The organism is Lysinibacillus zambalensis, assembly GCF_040183165.1.
In the GTDB taxonomy this organism is placed as follows: domain Bacteria; phylum Bacillota; class Bacilli; order Bacillales_A; family Planococcaceae; genus Lysinibacillus; species Lysinibacillus zambalensis.
In genome coordinates this window covers 67,411-87,327 of record NZ_JBEGDG010000001.1, presented here as the reverse complement: position 1 = coordinate 87,327, position 19,917 = coordinate 67,411, and the positions used below count along the sequence as shown (strand labels likewise).

Below are 19,917 nucleotides of genomic sequence, written 5' to 3'. Positions count from 1 at the left end.
TTTTCACTCCTCAGTTGTTAGACGAATAAGCTTATACTCGCCCTGTTCATTTTTATTTATTTCATATACCATCATAGAGTTTGCAAGTGCCTCTTGACCAGCAGAATTTGTTAGGACATATTCTGTTTTGGCACGAACAATCATATTTTGTCCTTCCATGCTGATATTTGTTATCGTCGTATCGGAAAAATATATTTGCGCTTTTTTGGAAGCGTAATAGGCAACCATATTATCCAGGGTGCTTTGTAAATCGTTTGACCCTACGAAAGAATTCATGACACTTGCATCTTGAACCTCAACAGCTGCTCTTAATTGCTTATGAAATGTATCTAAAAATAGCTTTATTTCATCGGTATTAAAAGCAAAAATGTTCTTTCCATATTGATCAATTGCTTGCTGGACGGCTTCCTTATTACCTTGTTCTATATAAGGATACAAGTTTTTGGCTTGAGTTAGTCTATTACTTGGCTTCATGCCACTTTCACACCATTCATCCAATAACATCACAATATCTTTAAATGGCAATATATACGGCTGTGATCCACCGTTTTCCTTACGTTTAAAATAGATGCCCACAAGTTTGCCATTCTCTGCTTCTAGAACAGGACTCCCTATACGTGTATTTTGATTTGCATCTATGTAATAAGCTGCTACACTGTCACTATATTTTTGAATAGTGTGTGGTAAGCTATCGACATAAACAGCTAACTGATCTAATTCCCCATTATAAACGGTCGGTACCTTTACCGATACGTTATAGGAAACTTCTAAAATGGCTATATTATAAGCTGTCGATAAATAGTGAACTTCGGCTTCCTTCAGTTTATCATTATTAAATTGTACAAGCGCAGTTGGCTTTGAAGCGACGAGCGCCCCATTTGTCACAATATAAAGTTTACCATCCTCTTTTTTAAAAATAATCCCTGCACCGATTCCGTTCTCCCCAACTACTTTTACTTCCGGAACAATTTTTTCTTGCTGCTTCGTCACAGCCTTTTCCGATTTCACATCACTCTTTTTACTTTGAACTACCTCTGCCAATGTTTCATTGCCACAGCCGGTTAAAAGTAAAGTTGTCGCTCCAAGAATGAGCATCTTTTTCCACATACGTTCACCAAAACTTTCTATCATTCAACTATGCCTTGGCATAATTGCGTCCGGAGGCTTTAACTTCTTTCAGTGGACGTGCTGAAAAATAACTTCAACCCGTATTCATCTCATCACCTATAGAGGTGGCAAATTTCATTACTGAAAGTAAGTTAAACATCTTTCTATTCTATCATAAACAAGGTTACGCTACGTTTCAAGTTTACATAATAATATTATTATTTTAAATGTAATATAAAATAAAGCTCTTGTCTTATGTTCAATTCGTTCTACCTATAAAAAACGACTCTTTATTATCTTTGCTATAGAAAATAACTTATCGTTTGCAGTTAAAATGATATAAAAAAAGATGCCTCCCGCTTCAATTACTGAGCTTGGAAGACATGTTGAGTTCAAGGTAGCTGAAAAAAGAATTTTTTTTTAGTAGATCTATTTAAAGTTTTTTCGACAAGTGAATTGGAGACAATGTAGTGGGTCTTAAAAGATGTTATATCGTTTTCATGTTGATGTAAAGGTGGTTTTGAAGAAGACACCTCAATTAGATATGGATTAAAACCAAAATGACGTTTCAGTTGAAGATCTTTAAATAGTTCGAAATATGAAGTAATCATAATTAGGGAGAATGGTCGATTAAAATAAATCCAAGAAGGTAATTACTATTTTGGAGTTTGTCTTGTTTAATAGTGCCTATCTTTCATTCTGGTACTAACTATGATAACCCGCTATTACTTTATTTACACGGTGGTCCCAGTCCCCTTCTAGAAAATAAATGGTAGGCTTCCCTTAAAAAATTATGTATCATTCCATATGCTGAACATCGAATCATGTTAGAACAACCTACCTTGTTTACTAATTATTACACCACTATAATAATGAACATCGTAAACTAATTATTTGTTTTTATATTTATTGTTTCCAGGTAGTTTCTTGATTGTATTCCATGCTTCAATCGCTTCTTCACGACTTTTCCCTTGGTTTTCCGGGTCAGAAAAAAAGTCACGGATGAATTGATTATATTCAAATTGGGGTGCAATGTTTTTCTTGTATGAAGGGTCTTTCTTTCGTTCCTCCTCTTTATTCCAAGCATCTACGACATCTCGATAAGTTTTTCCGACATTGTTTTTAAAATAGTTTTGGATATAGGTTGAAAAATGAAATTTTGGGAGTACTGTCTTAAAAAACGCCCTTACATTTTGACTACAACGATGACTTTCGGTAATGACTGTATCAAGACTTAAGTCTACTTGCTGTTCTATTTTTTTCGCTTTTGATTTTCTGACAGGCTTCTTAATCTCCCCTGTCTGCAGAAATGTTTCAATCCTATTGGCAATCTCTATTTTAGAACCAGAAGCACTTATTCCGTTTTTTCTACAAAAAGATTGCAATTCTTCCTTTAACCAATAAAAATCGTTAAAACTATCTACACTTATATCTTTCGTTAGTTTAGGTCTCATAAAATAGTCCTCCATTTCACTTCTTCCACATTATAGAACAATAGTTCCTATTTGGCAAAATCAATCATGAAAACAGCATAAAAAAACATGCGCGTACATTTGCGCATGTTTCCACATTATTTTTTCTTAAGAAAAATGATAGTAGCTATAATGCCTAGCATTAAAGTGATAAAAATTGCATAAGTAAATGTATGATTACCCGTCAAATCATAGCAATAGCCAATCAGTATAGGGATAATGGCGCTTATCATGAAGCCGCCTGAAAGCACCATAGATGACCAGCTATTTGCTTCCTCGTCATTTCTTGCCTCATCCAATGGTAGTAATAAACCGATTGGAAATAAGCCGCTTAAGACAATACCAATTATGAATACCGCAATCCATAATAAAGCCCCTGAGCCTACCCATAGCAACACAAAGCCAAAAATACCAAAGACCCCCAAGGAGAAGAGCCAGCCGATTCGACTCGACCATTTTTCCATTAATATAGGGACCAAAATATTCCCAATCATTTGTACAATAGACATAAATGTTAGCATAGTACTTGCAGCGCCAAGGGAAAAGCCTTTATCCTGTAACATCGGTGCTAACCAGGACATCATAGAGAAGAACAAAGATGTTTGTAAGCCAAAGTAAATTAAAATGGTCCAAGCACGGACATTTTTCCACGGATTCCGTGCTACTTTTTCTGTAAATACAGCTGTCTCTGGTAGCTCTTGATTTTGTATTGTCAGGATCCATATACATAGAGCAATAATAGCAAGTATTGCCCAAAAGCCAAGTGCCATCGTCCAGCTCTCATGAAAATGATTATAAAATGGTAATGTTAGTGCCGCACTCAATGTTGCACCTGTTCCTATTCCAAATGAATAAATACCAACCACCGTAGTAAAACGACTCGGGAATTTTTTCTTAATATAGGCATTTAATATAGGTCCTATCAGTGCAATGGCAAATCCTGCCGCAAAGCTTGTGACTACAAGTAGTACATAACTTTCTTTTAAAAAGCGTAGACCATTTGCTATTGTTAGGATGATTATTAATAGCGTAATAGCTGTTTTTGTTCCAAGTTTTCTTTGTAATGGGACTGCGAATGGTGCAAAGAGTCCCATACAAAACACCGGAATAGATGTTAAAAAGCTCATTTTCGTATTTGATATATGGAGTGATTCTAAAAGTACATTAAATAGTGGTCCTATTCCTGTGACTGCTGGGCGCATATTGAGCGCAACTAAGAAAATACAAACAACCACAAGTACCATGGAAACACGCCTTTGCTTTTTCTCCATACTTTCTAAAAACCTTCTCTCTAATTATGCGGTTAAAAATTCAACGAAATTTGATAAGACCTTTGAATTCTCACTATACTCTTTTACCATTTTTTCTAGTAATGGTCAATTTCCACAGCTATTACTAGTTGCAGGATATAGCTAGCACGATGTTGTAGACACACTAATCATACTTACATATTTTTAGGTGTGGCAATGCCTAATAATGCCAACGACTCTTTTAACACAATGGATACACATAAACAAAATGCTAATCTTAATTTTAATTGGCTGTCATTGACCAATACTTTATTTTGCGCATAATATTTATTAAATTGACGCGCTAATTGTAAAGCGTATTTAGCAATTTGTGATGGATCTGCTAGTTCAAAGGCGTTAGCAATTACTTTCGGAAACTGTTCGAGTAATAAAATAACAGGCCATGCTTGCTCACCTAATGGTTCGAGTGATACTTCATAACTTTATGCATCTGCTTTTGCCAAAAGAGATGCAATACGTGCATACGTATATTGAATATATGGCCCTGTTTCACCTTCAAAATTCATCATGTGCTCAATAGAAAACTCAATATCATGAACACGATCATTTTTCAAATCATTAAAAATGACCGCTCCTACACCAACCTGTTGTGCGATACTCTCTTTATGCATTAGATTTGGATTTTTTTCCTCGATATTTCGCTTCGCCGTAGCTATTGCTTCTGTTAGTACATCTGTTAATAGAACGATCTTTCCTTTACGCGTCGACATTTTTTTGCCCTCTTTTAAAATCATCCCAAAAGGCACATGTTGCAAGTCTTTTGCCCATTCATACCCCATCTTCTCAATGACCTTAAATAATTGGCTAAAATGAAGTGACTGTTCATGCCCTACAACATAAAATGATTTTTTAGGGTCATATTGTTGTTTACGATAAAAAGCAGCTGCTAAATCACGTGTAGCGTAAAGCGTAGCACCATCAGTTTTGGTTATTAAGCATGGAGGCATATTGTCTATTTCAACGACATGAGCACCCTCGGATTTCACAAGCAGTTCTTTTTCTTCCAACTCCTTATCAACAGCAGCCATTTTGTCATTATAGAACTCTTCTCCAGCGAATGAATCAAAGCCAATTCCAAGCAATTCGTAAATGTTTTTGAATTCTTCGAGTGATGCATCTCTAAACCATTGCCAAAGAGCTAACGTCTTTTCATCCCCATCTTCTAATGCTTTAAATGCAGTACGTGCCTGTTCATTCAGTGAATCATCCTGCTCCGCTTCTTCATGGAATTTTACATAAATTTTCAGCAGTTCCTCTATTGGGGCAGCTTCAATCGTCTTTTGATTTCCCCACTTTTGATATGCGACGATTAATTTACCAAATTGCGTTCCCCAGTCACCCAAATGATTAATGCGAATTGCTTTGTAGCCGTTTTTCTCGGCGATATTAGCCAAAGCATTACCGATTACTGTTGAACGTAAATGGCCCATAGAAAAAGGCTTCGCTATATTAGGTGAAGAAAAATCCAGTACTATATTCCCTTTTGACTCTTGTTGAGTCCCGTATAAATTTTTCTCTTTTACAATTTTGCAAAGAACTTGTTGAGTAATCGTTGGCTGATGATAAAAAATATTGACATAACCACCTACTACTTGAACTTCTTGTATGAAATCGCAGCTTATATTATTTTTTTTGTCGGACGCGATAGTGTGAGGGGATTTTCTTAGTTTTTTGGCTAACGTAAAGCACGGGAATGCCAAATCCCCTAAGTCCAATTTTTTTGGTTTCTCCAGTAAATTTTGAATTTCAATAATTGACAGCACATTATTTAATGCCACAGCTATACTTTTTGCAATTTGTGTATTCATATTCATTCTCCTCCCGTTTTCTTGTAGACAAACAAAGTGTCCGGATTTTGAATTGTGCGCGCACAATTCATACTAAATGAAGATAAAAAAAGCCCTCGTCTCTAAAATAGAGACGAGAGCATAGTTATCCCGTGGTACCACTCTAGTTGCCATATAATATGACCACTTTCCATTGTTAACGGGGTGACTCCCCGATATTCTCTACTACTAATTCGAGAACCTTCTCCAAAGTGCGTTTCATTTATGGCTTCTGCATTAGGCTCACACCATCCCTAATTCGCTTTCCAGTAATTCCATAAACTACTCTCTTTATCATCGAATTTATCTGTAATTTCAAAATATTTTACAGGAGTTCTTTTTTTTAGTCAACCGTCTTTTCATTTTTAAATAATTGAATCGATTCAAATGGAGCACTTAAAGTGATAGAGCATATTACGAATACATGAATGCGATAACTAAAAGGAAAAGGAACATTCCCCACTAATTAGTGGGTATGTTCCTTTTCTGAATAATGGATGACATCAGCCATTATCGCATACAACTCTTTTAATTTTAGTTCCTTGTTTTCCGTTAATCTTTTTGCTAATTTTTCACTGATAATCCCTTTTTCAAGCAATACATCCCAGTTATTATCACTTGACTTGCCTACTAATACTTCCGTCAAGAATTCTGCAACTTCATCTCTTTTAATTGGGCTTTTTTCTTTTTTAGCTACTTTATAGATAACGACATCCAGCTTATCCTTTAGCTCGTTCATTTTCTCTGGACTAACACGTTGAACGCCCTCTTTTAGCATTTTCGCAAACTTAATCTTTGTTGCCGTATCTTCAACATTTAAGTTATTCGAATAACCACCGACAACAAGACCGTAATTGATTAAAGTTTGAATAGATTTATCATACCATTCATCTTTATAAGGATAATCCATTTCAAAAGGATCTACAAAGGCTCCTTGGTTCTTCAAATCTTCCCGTAAAGTATTGATGAGTTTTTTGTCCTTGCTCAATGCTCTAAAGGTTACGTCTTCTTTAATCGCTAATGCTGCTGCTGCTCCAGCTGCTTCACCTGTCACCATACCCGTTGGAACGACACGTGCACTCCCCGCTGCAAGTGATGAATAACCTGCAGAACGACCTACAACAAGCAAGCCATCGATTTCTTTCGGCACTAAAGAACGGAAAGGAATGGCATATTGTTTTGGAGCTGAAATAACATATCCATAATCATGAGGCGTTTGAGCTTGTACATCAACTGGATACGCAGCTACGCCAATGCTATCCCAATGATCACTATTCTTCCAAACATCAGACATCGGTAATTGGTATTCTGCCCAAATATGTCTTGTTTCGCGGACGTATAGTTCCTCCGGATAACTCACAACTTCTGCATTTTCAAAACCAGGAAACTTCTCATGTAAATATTTTAAAATATGTTCAGTCTCTTTCTTTCCTTTTTCAATTGCTTCCTGTTTGGAAAGTTCATTCAAACCATCGATTCCGAAAATTTGTAAAGCATTAATATAATATTCATCATCTACTTTTGCTAAATTCAAGCCTCGTAGTCTCGTACCTTCTTGTACTGGCTTATAGTCATCATGAAGCTTTGTAAAGCCCCACATAACTGAATCATTTAGGTGAGCACCACCAAAAGTATTTGAATTTGCTTCTTTTTTCACCTTATCCCAATCAACATTTTTTAAATGTAGCATCAAGGTAACAGCCATTCTCTTATCCTTAATACCAATATCTTCTCCACCCATGAAAAATGGAACTTTTGACATTGTAGCAAAATCAGCATCTTGTGTAGCATCAATGAATGTCTTGCCTTTTACAATATACGTACCATATTTATTTTTTAATTCTACTGATGTTAGCTGATTTGAATCAAGGCCGGCATTAACAACTTCGGTTTGAACAGAAAGCGTTAAATTCGGTTCTTCATCGACAAGCTTTTTAAAGGCAGCTTTCGCATCTAAAATTCCAAAGGCATCTTTCCCTCTAACTAGGTCGTGCCATTCTTTAAAAATACCCATACTGACTGGTCGTTTAGAGTCATTTCGAGGTATATCAAGGAAATTGAGCATTCCATACGTAAATAACCCACCTAATTCCTCACGCTTTTCTACTAAAAGTGTTTTTGCACCATTACGAGCTGCTGAAACTGCAGCAGCAACTCCTTCTGGCTCTCCACCAATGACAATTACATCATATTCGTCATTTATCGTTTTCGGAATTGGTTTTTCATAGTTTTTCACAAGTTTTTTATGTGCCATTTCACTTCTAATATCTGTTATAAAATAATAACTTCCTATACCTAGTACAATTACTACTATTAATATGGCTGATCTTATCAAGCCCTTACCCATAACATACCTCCGATAGATAAATTTTCCATATGCATCTCTTGTTTATAATCATGATCACCTTTTGAAAAAGTTGACATGACATATTTATATAGTTATTAACTGTTTTACATTTCAACGTGAGTTCGTAGCAAACCTAATAGGTCTTTACAGTCTAGGTACTTATCAAAATAGTTTTTCATACAGTAGATAAAATTGAATCCCACTAAAATAACTTACCTTGGTGAGTTCATGGGTTTTCATTTCCTATAACAAGTGGTACCATTTTTGGACGGCACGGCATGAAAATATGATGAAATAATAGTCATCTACTGACAGTTACCTATACTGATATTCGTAGTGGTAAATCTTTGGGGTTGGAATAGCAGCAGAATATCAACTTTAAGAACTAACCAAATGCATTTAACGCATATGCAACAATAAATATGTATGTATAATCTAAAACAAAAAAAGATACATAATCATTCTAGCGATATTGTAGCAATGAAGCAACTACAACCTATTAAATTGTTGTAGGTCTTTATGATTGTTTTTTCATTTTCCGACAGAAATCTCCATTTCAAGGAATATAAAGGGCAGTAAGATAATGAAAACCTTCGATTAAGAAGGTTTGCTTTGGAATCTCCCCCTTCTAAGAGAAGCGAAATTGGTGTAGTTCAATAAATTATCATTTTATATGATATATCATAATCTAATAGAAGGTATGAACGCATGTTAAAGGACAAATGTGTAAATGTATGTGTTCTATCGCAAAGCCATCCACCTCCTTCATGATCAAGCTTTTGATACATAGTTAGTTATTACTGTCCGTTTGCCCACCAAATAAATCTAATTCCATTACTTCTGAATACGCCAAATCACTCCCACTAATGGCATGTCTGTATTTCTTGTAAAATAGAAGCAAAGCCCTCCTCAACACGGAAGGCAAAAGACTTATTTTTTATTTTCTAACAGAAAGGACAAAGATGATCTCTATTTATAAAAATAGCACTGAACATAAATGACCATGGAATATCATCTGTACATCTTTCACATTTATCATAATAATAAGGTAATAAACCATTTTCTATAAAGACATGCCATTGTTCATCTGATAATCTTCCCGGTCCGTTTTTTATGGCAAGTATCGATATTTCCAACACTTCACCATCTTCAAATCTATTTGTACTAATTAGTTTCTCCACATAAGAAGTGAATTCAGATGGTTCACTTACTATTCTTTGTTTTAGCTCTCTATGCATAAAAACCCCTCTAAATTAAAGAAATTGAAAAAGACCAAGTCTCATTTTTTCGAGTACCTGGAATAAATCTTTCTTACTAAATACTTTCGTTCACAACTATTTGGATTTAATCATCAATTTGTTTAAAAAGCATTTCTAGATTATCGTAAAATCTTAAATAAGCGTCATGTTCTCATTACTACATGTTCAACCCTTTCTAACTCATCCTCCAATACCTCATTATGCTTTGCGTTTGCTACCCATAAGGACAAATGTTAAAAGAATAAATAAAAAACCATTAAAAAATGCATCTTTAATAATATATAATTTTCATTCCATACCATTTTATTCAGATACAAATGCACACCTAGTTAGGCTGTTAATGACCTGTTTAGTCTTCCAATGTACTTCATAGCTTATAATTGACGCTAAGACAGCCACTGAACTTCCTCAGATAACACCTTGGATTATTCAATAGTTTGTATTACTTATCCCCTCGCGTAAATATTATATGGTATTTAAGGGATAATTTGTATAAAATAAAAATAGAGACTCAAATTAATCTATCCCTCAGTGTGTATGTAACTATCAGATTGTAATACTCATACCGTTTGTATCATTTATTTGTCAAACGATCTATCGTTCATCCTCTTACTTTTAAATAAGCCGTTGCCTAACTTACCCCAAAGCTTACATATTTCAAAAAATTTCTTCACTGATTCAAGATCATAATTAATTGTTATTTTTTTGCGTGTCAAATATTGTCTAATAAGTAGGATGTGTTTAAAAAGCTGTAGAGAAATAGATTGCGAGGTATATATGAAAAAATCATTAAAAATTTCTTCAATTATTATTCTTGTTATTGTAGTCGTGTCTATAGTAGCTTTGCTCGCTTTGCTATTATTTGGGCGTAGTAACCATAGTAATTTATCTGGAAGCGTTCCTGAAAAAATCGATCAATATTTGATAAATGAAAAATTTCAGGGTACTGTCCTATTCGCTAAGGAAGATGAAGTTTTATTTTCAAAGGGTTACCTACTGTCTGCCACTGATTTACCTAATAGCCCAAGCAGGCTCTATCAGATTGCTTCATTATGTTACACGGCTAAATGACGAAGAATTAACAGTGATTGTTCTTAGCAATGAGATGACGGTGAATTCAAAAAAAATCAACCGTCACCTTACATCCATCGTTCTTCAGCAGCCAATTTGGATATGGGAAGAGAAACTTTAATGATAAAAGCCTTTTCTCCAGTTTGATTTAAAATAATTTAGTGAAATAAAGCCATTCTCACTAGAGAGGTCTTTATTTCATAAAACCTGTTCTTTACAATTGAGACGATTAAATACATAAAAAAAGTATATGTATTCACTTTTTATTAACATTATCCCCACTCTTATCCCACTCAAATATTTGACAATACATAACCAAACGTTGATTTAATAATGTTTATAGACTATGGTACATATTTCATGATATACTAGTGCCATTGTGAAAAAAGGAGGAACTTGCATGATTCAAGTAAGTAATGTAGGTCTTCGCTATGGCGATCGTAAACTATTTGAAGACGTAAATATAAAATTCACACCAGGGAACTGCTACGGTTTAATAGGTGCAAACGGTGCTGGTAAATCAACATTTTTAAAAATTCTTTCTGGTGAAATTGAAGCGCAAGAAGGACACGTATCAATGGGTAAGGACGAACGTTTATCAGTTCTTAAACAAAACCACTTTGAATACGATGAATTCAATGTATTAGATACAGTTGTTATGGGGAACAAACGTCTTTGGGAAGTAAAATCTGAAAAAGACGCTATCTACGCTAAAGAAGACTTTTCTGATGAGGATGGCATGCGTGCTGCTGAATTAGAAGGTGAATTCGCTGACCTAAATGGTTGGGAAGCTGACTCAGAAGCAGCAACATTATTAAACGGGTTAGGAATTGGCGACGAGCTTCACTATATGCTAATGGCTGATCTTGAAGGTTCTGACAAAGTCAAAGTATTATTAGCACAAGCTCTATTTGGTAAACCAGACGTTCTATTACTAGATGAGCCTACCAACCACCTTGACTTAAAAGCAATTCAATGGTTAGAAGAATTCTTAATTAACTTTGAAAATACTGTTATTGTCGTATCCCATGACCGTCACTTCTTAAATAAAGTGTGTACGCATATCGCGGATTTAGACTTCTCTAAAATCCAATTATATGTTGGTAACTATGACTTCTGGTATGAGTCTAGCCAATTAGCACAAAAAATGATGGCAGACCAAAACAAGAAGAAAGAAGAGAAGATTAAAGAGCTACAAGCATTCGTTGCTCGTTTCTCTGCGAACGCTTCGAAATCAAGCCAAGCGACTTCTCGTAAGAAAATGTTGGATAAAATCGAGCTTGACGACATTAAACCATCTAGCCGTAAATATCCATTCATCAACTTCCAAACTGGACGTGAAATCGGTAACGATGTGTTAACAGTGGAAGGTCTTACAGCAAGCAATGAAGGCGAAACACTATTTAAAGATATTCGCTTTTCAATGAACAAAGAAGATAAAATCATTTTACTTGGTAATCCAATGGCCAAAACAGCTCTTCTTGATATTCTAATGGATGAAAGAAAAGCAGATGCTGGTACGTTCAAATGGGGCGTAACAACTTCTCAAAGTTACTTTGAAAATGATCACGATAAATACTTCGAAGGTTCAGAAAAATCATTAGTTGAATGGTTACGCCAATATTCTCCTGATGATGAAACAGAAAGCTTCTTACGCGGCTTCTTAGGTCGTATGTTATTCTCTGGTGAGGAAGTAAAAAAATCACCTTCTGTACTTTCAGGGGGAGAAAAAGTACGTTGTATGCTATCTAAAATGATGCTTGCTACAGCAAACGTTGTTTTACTAGATGAACCAACGAACCACCTTGACCTTGAATCTATTCAAGCACTAAACGAAGGACTTATGCGCTTCAAAGGTGCGATGCTGTTCACATCTCATGACCATCAGTTCATTCAAACAATTGCGAACCGTGTCATCGAAATCCGTGAAGACGGCACAATTTTAGATAAACTATTAACTTATGATGAATTCCTTGAGTGGAAAGATAGCCAAGGCTTAAGCTAATATTAAAAGGGTTCTCCTATTCAATAAAATGTACCCTTTGTAAAGGACATTAATAAAAAGGTTAGGCAACTTTTTGTAGCTGCTGTCTGTATTTTGCAGGCGGCAGCTTTTTTAAATTCCATTGCCCTCGATAATGATTGTAATAAATCATATAACTCTTTATTTCTTTTTTTACTTCTTCTAACGTTTCACATGCTCTAATAGTTGTTTCATCTTTAAAATGCCCAAAGAATGATTCTTGTGGCGCATTATCCCAACAGTTTCCTCGGCGTGACATGGACTGTCCTAAGCCCATTTTCTTTACTAAGGCTCGGAATTTTGGATTCGTATAGTGGAAACCTTGATCCGAATGGATAAAGGCATCTTCTCTTAAATGGCGATGCTTCTTCAATTTATGTAACGTGTTGAGCGCAATTTCTATACTCAATGTAGAAGATACTTCATAGGCTAGAATTTCATATGTTTCGGCGTCTTTTATCGTTGATAAATAAGCACGTTTACCGCCTTCATATGTTAAATATGTGATATCGGTTAGTAATACTTTTCCTGCCACACCTTGCTTAAAGTTACGGTGTAAATTGTTAGGGCATGTGCGATGTTCCTTCGTTGCTTTTGCCATACGACGTGCTGGATTCGCTTTTCGAATGGGGCAGATGATATTAAATTTCTTCATAATGCGACGGATTCGCTTGAGGTTGTATGTAGTTCCATATTGGTTTTCGAGTGTCATTTTTATTTGACGTGCACCTTTCTTTCGTCCTCGGAAATGAAAGGCCTTTAAAATAACTTCCTTCACCACTTCATCTTCTTCATTCTGTTTTTGACGAGTCAAGGCAGCTTCTTCCTTAAAATAGCGATAGTAACCTGAGCGTGAAACATTTGCAATTTCACAAAGATAACGCACCATTCGTTTTAATTGATATTTTTCAATAATCTGATGGATTAATTCAAATTTTTGTACAGTACTTATTTTGATTTCTTCCTCATCAGCTGCCTTTCGAGTTGATCTAGCTTTTTTAAAAGTTCGTTTTCTGCTTCTAACAATTTCATCTTCGCCTCTAAGCGGGCGTATTTTTCTTCTAAACTTAATTCACGCTCTAAAGGGCGACCTGAAGTATGTTTTCTGGCATCTTTTAAACCTGTTAGCCCATGTTCTTTATAAGCCGTACGCCAACGATTCGAAGCTCTACGAATACGCGTTGGACCAAGGGCTTCAATGTCAAAACCCGCCTCAAGAAAAATTTCACTTGGATATTTTCCTTTATCGTATTCATCAATAAAAAATTCCTTAAATTCATCCGTATAAGTAATGGCTTTCGCACTTACCGTTTTGACGTATGGATTTAATTTTAATTGCGCCTGTTGTTGTTTCGAAAATAAATTTTTAGTCATCCTATTTAACCACCTCTCGTTTTTTTCTTCATTATAAACAAAAATACCCTATAAGATGACCTTTTTGAAAGTGTCTATCTTATAGGGTACATTTTACAAAAAGGAGAACCCTGCTTTTTTATTGCTATAAAACACACTTTTGCTTTCCTTGTAAAAATAATGTCCACGATTACTTTGTCGATGTTGTCATTGCCACTTCCACTTGAGTATCTGACAGTCGTTCATTTTCTTGTACTTTCTCGACAGTTTCTTCATATTGAGTGATTATCCGTGTATCAGGCGAAAATACTGCAAGTAGCAGTGATATTAGAAGCCCGGCTATCATCAATCCACCAAATAAATACGGTGAAGCCCCATACTCTGTTGCTAAAGAAGTCCATAGCATTGGTCCAAAACCGACGATTGCTGCAGCGATTTGATAGCCAAAGGATAGCCCCGTATAGCGAACATTCGCTGGGAATAATTCAGAAAAGAACGTACCTTGCGTCGCGAAAATGGCTGCCCATACGACACCAAGTAATACGACTTGTAACATAAAGAAATACGTTGAACTAATCGGAATCATCACGAAATAAGGAATTGCAAGCAGTAACATTGTAATAAGGCCACCGATATAAATTTTCTTACGTCCTATAAAGTCTGAAAAATAACCAACTAGTGGAATTGTTACTATCATTGTTGCACAGCTTATTGTTAAAGCAAATAATGCAACATCCCTTGTGTAGCCAATATACGTCGTCGCATACACTAAAATAAATGACATTAAAAATACATTAAAGAATCCGTCCCCTATTTTTAATCCAATAATGCGGAAAATGTCTTTTTTGTTATATTTAAATACTTGGACAATTGGTATCTTTGCTAGTTCACCATTGTCTTTTTTGCGTTTAAATTCAGGTGTTTCTTCAATCCCACTTCGAATCCATATCGCTAATACGATTAAAACTGCACTAAATAGAAATGGTAAACGCCATCCCCAGGCCATAAATTGTGCTTCAGTCGTTAATGAAGAAATAAGTGTAAAACTAAATGTCCCTAAAACTAAACCGATTGGAACACCAAGCTGCGGAATAGAACCAAAAAAGCCACGCACACCTTTCGTAGCCGATTCGGTAGCTAGTAACACAGCACCTCCCCATTCACCCCCAAGTGCAATCCCTTGAATAAGTCGCAAAATGACTAATAGCGTTGGCGCGAGTAACCCTACTTGCGCATAGGTAGGTAATAAACCGATCAAAAAAGAACTACCACCCATTCCAATTAACGTGAGCATAAGCGAGGCTTTCCTTCCGACACGATCACCCATATGTCCAAAGATTAAACTTCCAATTGGTCGTGCCGCATAGCCAGCTCCAAACGTAGCAAATGCAATTAAAATCGAAATTGCTGGATTAGTCGAAGGGAAAAATAGCGTTGTAAAAACTAATCCTGTTGCCGTACCATACAAATAAAAATCGTACCATTCAATGATTGAGCCTGCTAAACTTGCTAATAATACTTTCACATTTTTCATATAGCCCCTTCTCTCTACAGTCAAATTTTTATTTCATTCGCTTTACCTAAAAACAGCGTTACGTAAAACATGCTTTTGAATTTTGCCGACTAGTGTGCGAGGGAAATCTATCACAAATTCAATACGATCCGGCACTTTAAATTTTGCGAGACGTTCCCGACAATGTGCAATCAATGCCTCTTCACTAATTGCAGAGCGAGTAAACATGATCCCCTTTTTTATGCCCAGCTTAAGAAGTGCATTACGAAAGCGCATAACTTCCTGATAAAAATCCCCATTATTTTTTTCGACATACATTCCATTACGATCTTCAAACCGCATAAAACTTTTTTCAGGCTGTTGCGCAACTCTCTCCCTAAAAAGAGATCCATGATCTACACCCCTTTTGAAATAGTTTCATAGACTATAGTCTGTATATTAATCGTCAAGACAAATAATTGTCAATATTATTTCTGAATATTCAGAAAACAAATTAATTACATAAACGAGTATTATGCTAAAGTTAAATAGCAAATATAGTGGAAATAAGGTGATGTAGAAATGAAAATGACAAGAAAACAACAGGCTCAAGAAACGAAGAAACATATATATTTAACAGCGCTTACATTGTTTCAAACGAAAGGCTTTGATCAAGTAACGGTTGATGAAATTGTTCAGCAAAGCAACAGTTCAAAAGGAGCATTTTATGGTCATTTCTCTTCAAAGTACGATATTTTCCTAGAAAAATTTAAAGAAATTGATCATTTTTATGAAGAATTTACGACTACTCTGCCCGTAAATCTTACCTTCAAGGAAAAGGTAATCTCATTAATTGATGCACAAATGACATATTTAAAAGATGATTTAGGAATGGATTTAATGCGGTCTGTTTACAAAAGTGGCTAAATTGAAAACGAAAGAAATTTCTTTTCTAACTCTGAACGCAAATTGTATAAAATCTTGCATTCATTTATACAAAAAGCAATTAAAGATGGCGAATTATCTGTACAAATAAATGTGCAAGAAACCGTCATTTACATTACTCGTTGTATGCGAGGTTCTTTATATGACTGGTTAGTTTTTGGAAAAGATTTTGATTTGTTACACGAAAGTAAAGGCTTTATTGCAATATTTTTAGATGGTTTGCTATTAAATAAGGATCGTTAAAAATTTGTAGCCTATATCCAATTCTACTTTAAACAAAAATAGGCACTTCCTAGTTGGATTGCCTATTTTCTCGTTATATGTAATTGTTATTCATTTTCATAAAAAATAAAAAAGACAGATACATTGAGTATCTGCCTAATACGTCTACTTTTGCATGTCTTTCGTTGGTCCCATTACGCCTGGTACTGGTAAGCCTGCTTGACGTAGTAGCACTGTCATTTGTCCACGGTGATGTGTTTGATGATCGATTAGTACACGTAATAATGCACCTCTAGCAATTGGTCCAGTGAAGCCTTTTACTTCTTCCAGCAAGTCTTCATCTGATAGCTTTGCCGCTTCCTCTTTCACACCATTTGCTAGTTTTTCGTAAGCAGCTACAATCTCAGCCGCTGTAGATGGAATTGGATCTTCTTGACGAATCATCGGCACCTGCAAACCTGCTAAATAACTGAAATAACCAGCAGCACCAACTAAATGCCACCCTAACCAGCCTAATGTGCTGTGACCTTCTACGATGCTTTGCTCTAGCTTTTCATCTGTTACAGCCTTTAATACTTGAATTGTGCCTTGTGCTGATGCTGACCACTCATTTAAAAAATCATCTACTTGTCGATACATCTATACGCCCCCCATTTTCGTAAATTCAACTCTATCATATTAAATTAGAGACTCTCTTACAAGTTTCTAGCTCAGTTTACATAATATTATTATTTTAATTATAATTGCTTTTCTTGCTAACACATCCTTTTGTCCAGTATACCTAGCAAATAACTTACTCTTGTAAACTAGTTTTCATAATATTCGTATAACCTATAGACTTCACGTATAATGAAAGTAAAGAACTAAAAAGTCTCACTGTAAAATAGCAAATAACTTGAACTATTCAATCACCCCTGACTTCTTTTAGATTACACGCTATAAAGGGTACAATGACCACAATGACATATTCCGTATAGAAGACATGATATTGACACTAATATGGAACCGTTTGGCATTAAACCTACCCTACAAAAATTGCATAAGAATTACTTCACAGGCGTCCTGCTTGGGCGCTTTTCATTTTGAGTAAGGAGGGCTTTTATGAGTGACATACATAGATCAACAACAGATGAAGATTTGTCAGAAGAAGAATTGATTGAGCTTGTCCTCGCTGAACAGGAAAAAGCGTTAGCACAAGAACAAGAAGAACGCCTCAAAGGTAAAAAGCCCAAAAAACAAAGACCGATTGTCAAATGGATTGTCTGGAGTATGGCATTTGTGTTATTTTTGAATACATTTGCACTTATCTTTCAAATTTACTCCATTCCAGCGATTGAATTTTTGAAAGTGTCTGCTCGGTTATCAACGCAAGAAGATATAAAAACATATAAAAAGGCTGTTGTAGAGATCTCTACAGGTTCTAGTAAAGGTACTGGTTTTGTTATTTCTTCAGATGGACTTATCGTAACCAATGCACACGTTGTAGAAGATGCACAATCATTACTCGTTGTTTTCCCTGAGGAAGGATTAATGGGTGCCAAGATAGTGGAAAGTTACCCCGACGTAGATTTAGCATTATTGCAAGTATCCGGGGATGATTTACCCTCCCTTTCACTTTCTAATAATCCGAGCTATAGCAAAAATGAGCCTGTCTATTTCATTGGTAATCCACTAGCCTTTACGGGCATCGCAAATGAAGGAACATTACTGGAATTAACATACCTAGAGGATTGGCAGGAACCTGTTATGATGATGGATGCCCCTGTTTATCGAGGAAATAGTGGGAGTCCTGTCATAAATGCTGATGGCGAGGTTATCGGGATTGTCTTTGCAACTGCGAAAAAAGATCCATATGGCCGTGTCGGTTTATTTATACCGGTTCAGGTGCTACAACGTATATTAAATAAATAGACCAATGGCTAAATACGGTTGAAAATATAGTTGTTCAATTTTTGATAGTTAACTACACTACACAATGCTAATTAGTTTATTTTATACATTATTTAACAAGTAAAGCCGTCAGTCCTTTATATATAAATGACCTCCATTACAGATAGGAAGGTCATTTTTTTGATTAAACTTAATTTCCTGTTTGAGAAATTTCACTAATAATATGGCTAAGAGCTTCGTTTATTGGTGTAACAGGGCGACCAAGTAATTTTTCTAAATCGTTACTTTCAATTTCTAAACCACCTTCTCGAATACCTTTTTGCGTGTTTACGAGCATAGGAAGGTATGCTTCTGGTACTCCTGCACCTTTCAAAATGTCCGCATAAGTAACATCATCGACTTGTTGTAGATGGATTTCTTTCGCTAATACATCTCCAAGGACAGATACTAATTCCTCTTGCGTCTTTAGCTTTCCAGAAAGCTCGTAAATTGTATTCTCGTGTCCTTTCCCAATCAATACATTTGCTGTTGCCTCCGCTAAATCTTGTCGAAGTACCCAGCCTACTTTTCCTTTTCCTGCTGATGTAACCCAATGTGCTCCTACCATCGCGCCCTGTATGCTCCCAATTTCATTTTCAAAATACCAATTGTTTCGTAAAAATGAGTAAGGAATACCTGTTTTCAAAATAGCTTCTTCTCTGGCTCTATGAGATGAAGCGAGGAAAAACTTACTTTCACGTGCATTTGTTACACTAGTATAAGCAATAAATTTTACTTGAGCATGTTGAGCAGCGGTTAAGGCATTCGTATGCTGTCTCATTATTGTTTCATCATCCCCAAACGTAGATATCATTAATAGTCGATCAATTCCTGAAAAGGCAGCATCTAATGTTTCTGGTCGATTAAAATCTCCGTGTCGAACTTCTACTCCAAGAGCTCGAAATCCTTCTGCTTTCTCAGGATTTCGAACACTAACGGCCAACTCACTTGCCGGTACAGCTTTTAATAATGCTTCTACAACCTTTGACCCTAATTTTCCCGTTGCACCTGTAACTAATATTTTCATTTTTTCCCCTCCAATTAAATTTTCATTTTGAAAAATGAAATCTAGGTATATACTATTTCCACAGTCACAAAAATAAAAGTAGGCATTTTTTTATGACATAGTCACAAAAAAAGTTCCTAATGAGAGAAGGGAATATCAATCAATGGCTCGATTTAATTTTCAAGGAGAACCACCTACCGAAGAACAAGAAGAAGTATGTTCTTTGACACTTACTCAAAATGTAATCGCTGGAAGATGGAAAATCACTATTTTATGGTATCTAAGTCGACGAACAAGAAGATTTAATGAACTTCAAAGGTTGTTACCAGGCATTTCAAAAGGGATATTAACAAGACAACTGAGAGAGTTGGAAGAGGATGGAATGGTTCATAGAGAAGTGTATAAACAAGTTCCTCCTAAAGTGGAATACTCGCTAACAGCACAAGGGAAAAGCTTTATACCCGTATTGCACGCTATGGGTGAATGGGGTAAAAAATATATGGAGAAAAAACAACAGGAAAATAATTAGTCCAAACTAAATTATTTTAAAAAGGG

17 protein-coding genes, 1 pseudogene and 1 other annotated feature are annotated in these 19,917 nt (G+C 35.6%); of the genes and pseudogenes, 6 read left to right on the top strand and 12 right to left on the bottom strand.

Annotated elements, in window-relative coordinates; translation table 11 throughout:
• Positions 1-3: 3 nt before the first annotated feature.
• The 6 genes and pseudogenes from ABNX05_RS00435 to ABNX05_RS00410 form a co-directional block, all read right to left on the bottom strand.
• Entirely contained in the window at positions 4-1,131 is a 1,128-nt protein-coding gene (locus tag ABNX05_RS00435) for a TcaA NTF2-like domain-containing protein (protein WP_349657872.1), read from the bottom strand.
• An 866-nt stretch (positions 1,132-1,997) separates the two neighbouring features.
• Positions 1,998-2,561 (bottom strand): DUF6434 domain-containing protein, encoded by a 564-nt coding sequence (locus tag ABNX05_RS00430; RefSeq protein WP_349657871.1) that lies wholly within the window; start codon positions 2,559-2,561, stop codon positions 1,998-2,000.
• 116 nt (positions 2,562-2,677) lie between these two features.
• Positions 2,678-3,850 carry an MFS transporter gene (locus ABNX05_RS00425; protein ID WP_349657870.1) on the bottom strand — a complete coding sequence of 391 codons (1,173 nt, stop codon included), beginning with the start codon at positions 3,848-3,850 and terminating at the stop codon, positions 2,678-2,680.
• A 173-nt stretch (positions 3,851-4,023) separates the two neighbouring features.
• Positions 4,024-5,703 (bottom strand): annotated as a pseudogene (gene argS / locus ABNX05_RS00420) (arginine--tRNA ligase).
• Positions 5,704-5,802: 99 nt separating this feature from the next.
• Positions 5,803-6,022, bottom strand: a binding site (T-box leader).
• Between the two features lie 159 nt (positions 6,023-6,181).
• Entirely contained in the window at positions 6,182-8,062 is a 1,881-nt protein-coding gene (locus ABNX05_RS00415; protein WP_349657869.1) for an FAD-dependent oxidoreductase, read from the bottom strand.
• 944 nt (positions 8,063-9,006) lie between these two features.
• Positions 9,007-9,300 (bottom strand): hypothetical protein, encoded by a 294-nt coding sequence (locus tag ABNX05_RS00410; protein WP_349657868.1) that lies wholly within the window; start codon positions 9,298-9,300, stop codon positions 9,007-9,009.
• Between the two features lie 798 nt (positions 9,301-10,098).
• On the opposite strand from ABNX05_RS00410, the gene ABNX05_RS00405 reads away from it, so the two are divergent.
• Both ABNX05_RS00405 and ABNX05_RS00400 read left to right on the top strand, forming a co-directional pair.
• Positions 10,099-10,392, top strand: coding sequence for a hypothetical protein (locus tag ABNX05_RS00405; RefSeq protein ID WP_349657867.1), 294 nt, complete (start codon positions 10,099-10,101; stop codon positions 10,390-10,392).
• Positions 10,393-10,792: 400 nt separating this feature from the next.
• Positions 10,793-12,397, top strand: a complete 1,605-nt coding sequence (locus ABNX05_RS00400; protein ID WP_197140750.1) for an ABC-F family ATP-binding cassette domain-containing protein — start codon at positions 10,793-10,795, stop codon at positions 12,395-12,397.
• Between the two features lie 61 nt (positions 12,398-12,458).
• Here the strand turns inward: ABNX05_RS00400 and ABNX05_RS00395 are convergent, their stop codons facing one another.
• The 4 genes from ABNX05_RS00395 to ABNX05_RS00380 form a co-directional block, all read right to left on the bottom strand.
• Positions 12,459-13,442 (bottom strand): IS3 family transposase, encoded by a 984-nt coding sequence (locus ABNX05_RS00395; protein WP_349658294.1) that lies wholly within the window; start codon positions 13,440-13,442, stop codon positions 12,459-12,461.
• Entirely contained in the window at positions 13,364-13,789 is a 426-nt protein-coding gene (locus ABNX05_RS00390) for an HTH domain-containing protein (protein ID WP_349657866.1), read from the bottom strand. The genes ABNX05_RS00395 and ABNX05_RS00390 overlap by 79 nt, the downstream gene beginning before the upstream one ends.
• A 169-nt stretch (positions 13,790-13,958) precedes the next feature.
• Positions 13,959-15,302, bottom strand: a complete 1,344-nt coding sequence (locus ABNX05_RS00385; RefSeq protein WP_349657865.1) for an MFS transporter — start codon at positions 15,300-15,302, stop codon at positions 13,959-13,961.
• 42 nt (positions 15,303-15,344) lie between these two features.
• Complete coding sequence (locus ABNX05_RS00380; protein ID WP_349657864.1) at positions 15,345-15,623, bottom strand: AMP-binding enzyme; 279 nt, start codon at positions 15,621-15,623, stop codon at positions 15,345-15,347.
• A 219-nt stretch (positions 15,624-15,842) separates the two neighbouring features.
• Here ABNX05_RS00380 and ABNX05_RS00375 point away from each other — a divergent pair, with 219 nt between their 5' ends.
• Positions 15,843-16,187 carry a TetR/AcrR family transcriptional regulator gene (locus tag ABNX05_RS00375; protein ID WP_349657863.1) on the top strand — a complete coding sequence of 115 codons (345 nt, stop codon included), beginning with the start codon at positions 15,843-15,845 and terminating at the stop codon, positions 16,185-16,187.
• Positions 16,188-16,229: 42 nt separating this feature from the next.
• The gene (locus tag ABNX05_RS00370) at positions 16,230-16,448 is read left to right on the top strand and encodes a TetR family transcriptional regulator C-terminal domain-containing protein (protein ID WP_349657862.1); all 219 of its coding nucleotides are present in this window, start codon (positions 16,230-16,232) and stop codon (positions 16,446-16,448) included.
• A 144-nt stretch (positions 16,449-16,592) separates the two neighbouring features.
• Here ABNX05_RS00370 and ABNX05_RS00365 read toward each other — a convergent pair whose 3' ends face one another.
• Positions 16,593-17,066 carry a DinB family protein gene (locus ABNX05_RS00365; RefSeq protein ID WP_349657861.1) on the bottom strand — a complete coding sequence of 158 codons (474 nt, stop codon included), beginning with the start codon at positions 17,064-17,066 and terminating at the stop codon, positions 16,593-16,595.
• 462 nt (positions 17,067-17,528) lie between these two features.
• Between ABNX05_RS00365 and ABNX05_RS00360 the strand changes: the two genes are divergently transcribed.
• Complete coding sequence (locus ABNX05_RS00360) at positions 17,529-18,338, top strand: S1C family serine protease (RefSeq protein ID WP_349657860.1); 810 nt, start codon at positions 17,529-17,531, stop codon at positions 18,336-18,338.
• 169 nt (positions 18,339-18,507) lie between these two features.
• Here ABNX05_RS00360 and ABNX05_RS00355 read toward each other — a convergent pair whose 3' ends face one another.
• Positions 18,508-19,383, bottom strand: coding sequence for an SDR family oxidoreductase (locus ABNX05_RS00355; protein ID WP_349657859.1), 876 nt, complete (start codon positions 19,381-19,383; stop codon positions 18,508-18,510).
• A 142-nt stretch (positions 19,384-19,525) separates the two neighbouring features.
• Between ABNX05_RS00355 and ABNX05_RS00350 the strand changes: the two genes are divergently transcribed.
• Positions 19,526-19,891: a winged helix-turn-helix transcriptional regulator gene (locus ABNX05_RS00350; protein WP_349657858.1), complete on the top strand. Its 366-nt coding sequence runs from the start codon at positions 19,526-19,528 to the stop codon at positions 19,889-19,891.
• Positions 19,892-19,917 lie beyond the last annotated feature (26 nt).

Excerpts from the sequence above, each read along its gene's own strand:
- ABNX05_RS00425 (WP_349657870.1), bottom strand. The coding sequence starts at position 3,850 with ATGGAGAAAAAGCAAAGGCGTGTTTCCATGGTACTTGTGGTTGTTTGT.
- ABNX05_RS00400 (WP_197140750.1), top strand. The coding sequence starts at position 10,793 with ATGATTCAAGTAAGTAATGTAGGTCTTCGCTATGGCGATCGTAAACTA.
- ABNX05_RS00365 (WP_349657861.1), bottom strand. The coding sequence starts at position 17,066 with ATGTATCGACAAGTAGATGATTTTTTAAATGAGTGGTCAGCATCAGCA.
- ABNX05_RS00435 (WP_349657872.1), bottom strand. The coding sequence starts at position 1,131 with ATGATAGAAAGTTTTGGTGAACGTATGTGGAAAAAGATGCTCATTCTT.
- ABNX05_RS00350 (WP_349657858.1), top strand. The coding sequence starts at position 19,526 with ATGGCTCGATTTAATTTTCAAGGAGAACCACCTACCGAAGAACAAGAA.
- ABNX05_RS00430 (WP_349657871.1), bottom strand. The coding sequence starts at position 2,561 with ATGAGACCTAAACTAACGAAAGATATAAGTGTAGATAGTTTTAACGAT.
- ABNX05_RS00415 (WP_349657869.1), bottom strand. The coding sequence starts at position 8,062 with ATGGGTAAGGGCTTGATAAGATCAGCCATATTAATAGTAGTAATTGTA.
- ABNX05_RS00405 (WP_349657867.1), top strand. The coding sequence starts at position 10,099 with ATGAAAAAATCATTAAAAATTTCTTCAATTATTATTCTTGTTATTGTA.
- ABNX05_RS00380 (WP_349657864.1), bottom strand. The coding sequence starts at position 15,623 with ATGCGGTTTGAAGATCGTAATGGAATGTATGTCGAAAAAAATAATGGG.
- ABNX05_RS00355 (WP_349657859.1), bottom strand. The coding sequence starts at position 19,383 with ATGAAAATATTAGTTACAGGTGCAACGGGAAAATTAGGGTCAAAGGTT.
- ABNX05_RS00390 (WP_349657866.1), bottom strand. The coding sequence starts at position 13,789 with ATGACTAAAAATTTATTTTCGAAACAACAACAGGCGCAATTAAAATTA.
- ABNX05_RS00385 (WP_349657865.1), bottom strand. The coding sequence starts at position 15,302 with ATGAAAAATGTGAAAGTATTATTAGCAAGTTTAGCAGGCTCAATCATT.
- ABNX05_RS00410 (WP_349657868.1), bottom strand. The coding sequence starts at position 9,300 with ATGCATAGAGAGCTAAAACAAAGAATAGTAAGTGAACCATCTGAATTC.
- ABNX05_RS00375 (WP_349657863.1), top strand. The coding sequence starts at position 15,843 with ATGAAAATGACAAGAAAACAACAGGCTCAAGAAACGAAGAAACATATA.
- ABNX05_RS00360 (WP_349657860.1), top strand. The coding sequence starts at position 17,529 with ATGAGTGACATACATAGATCAACAACAGATGAAGATTTGTCAGAAGAA.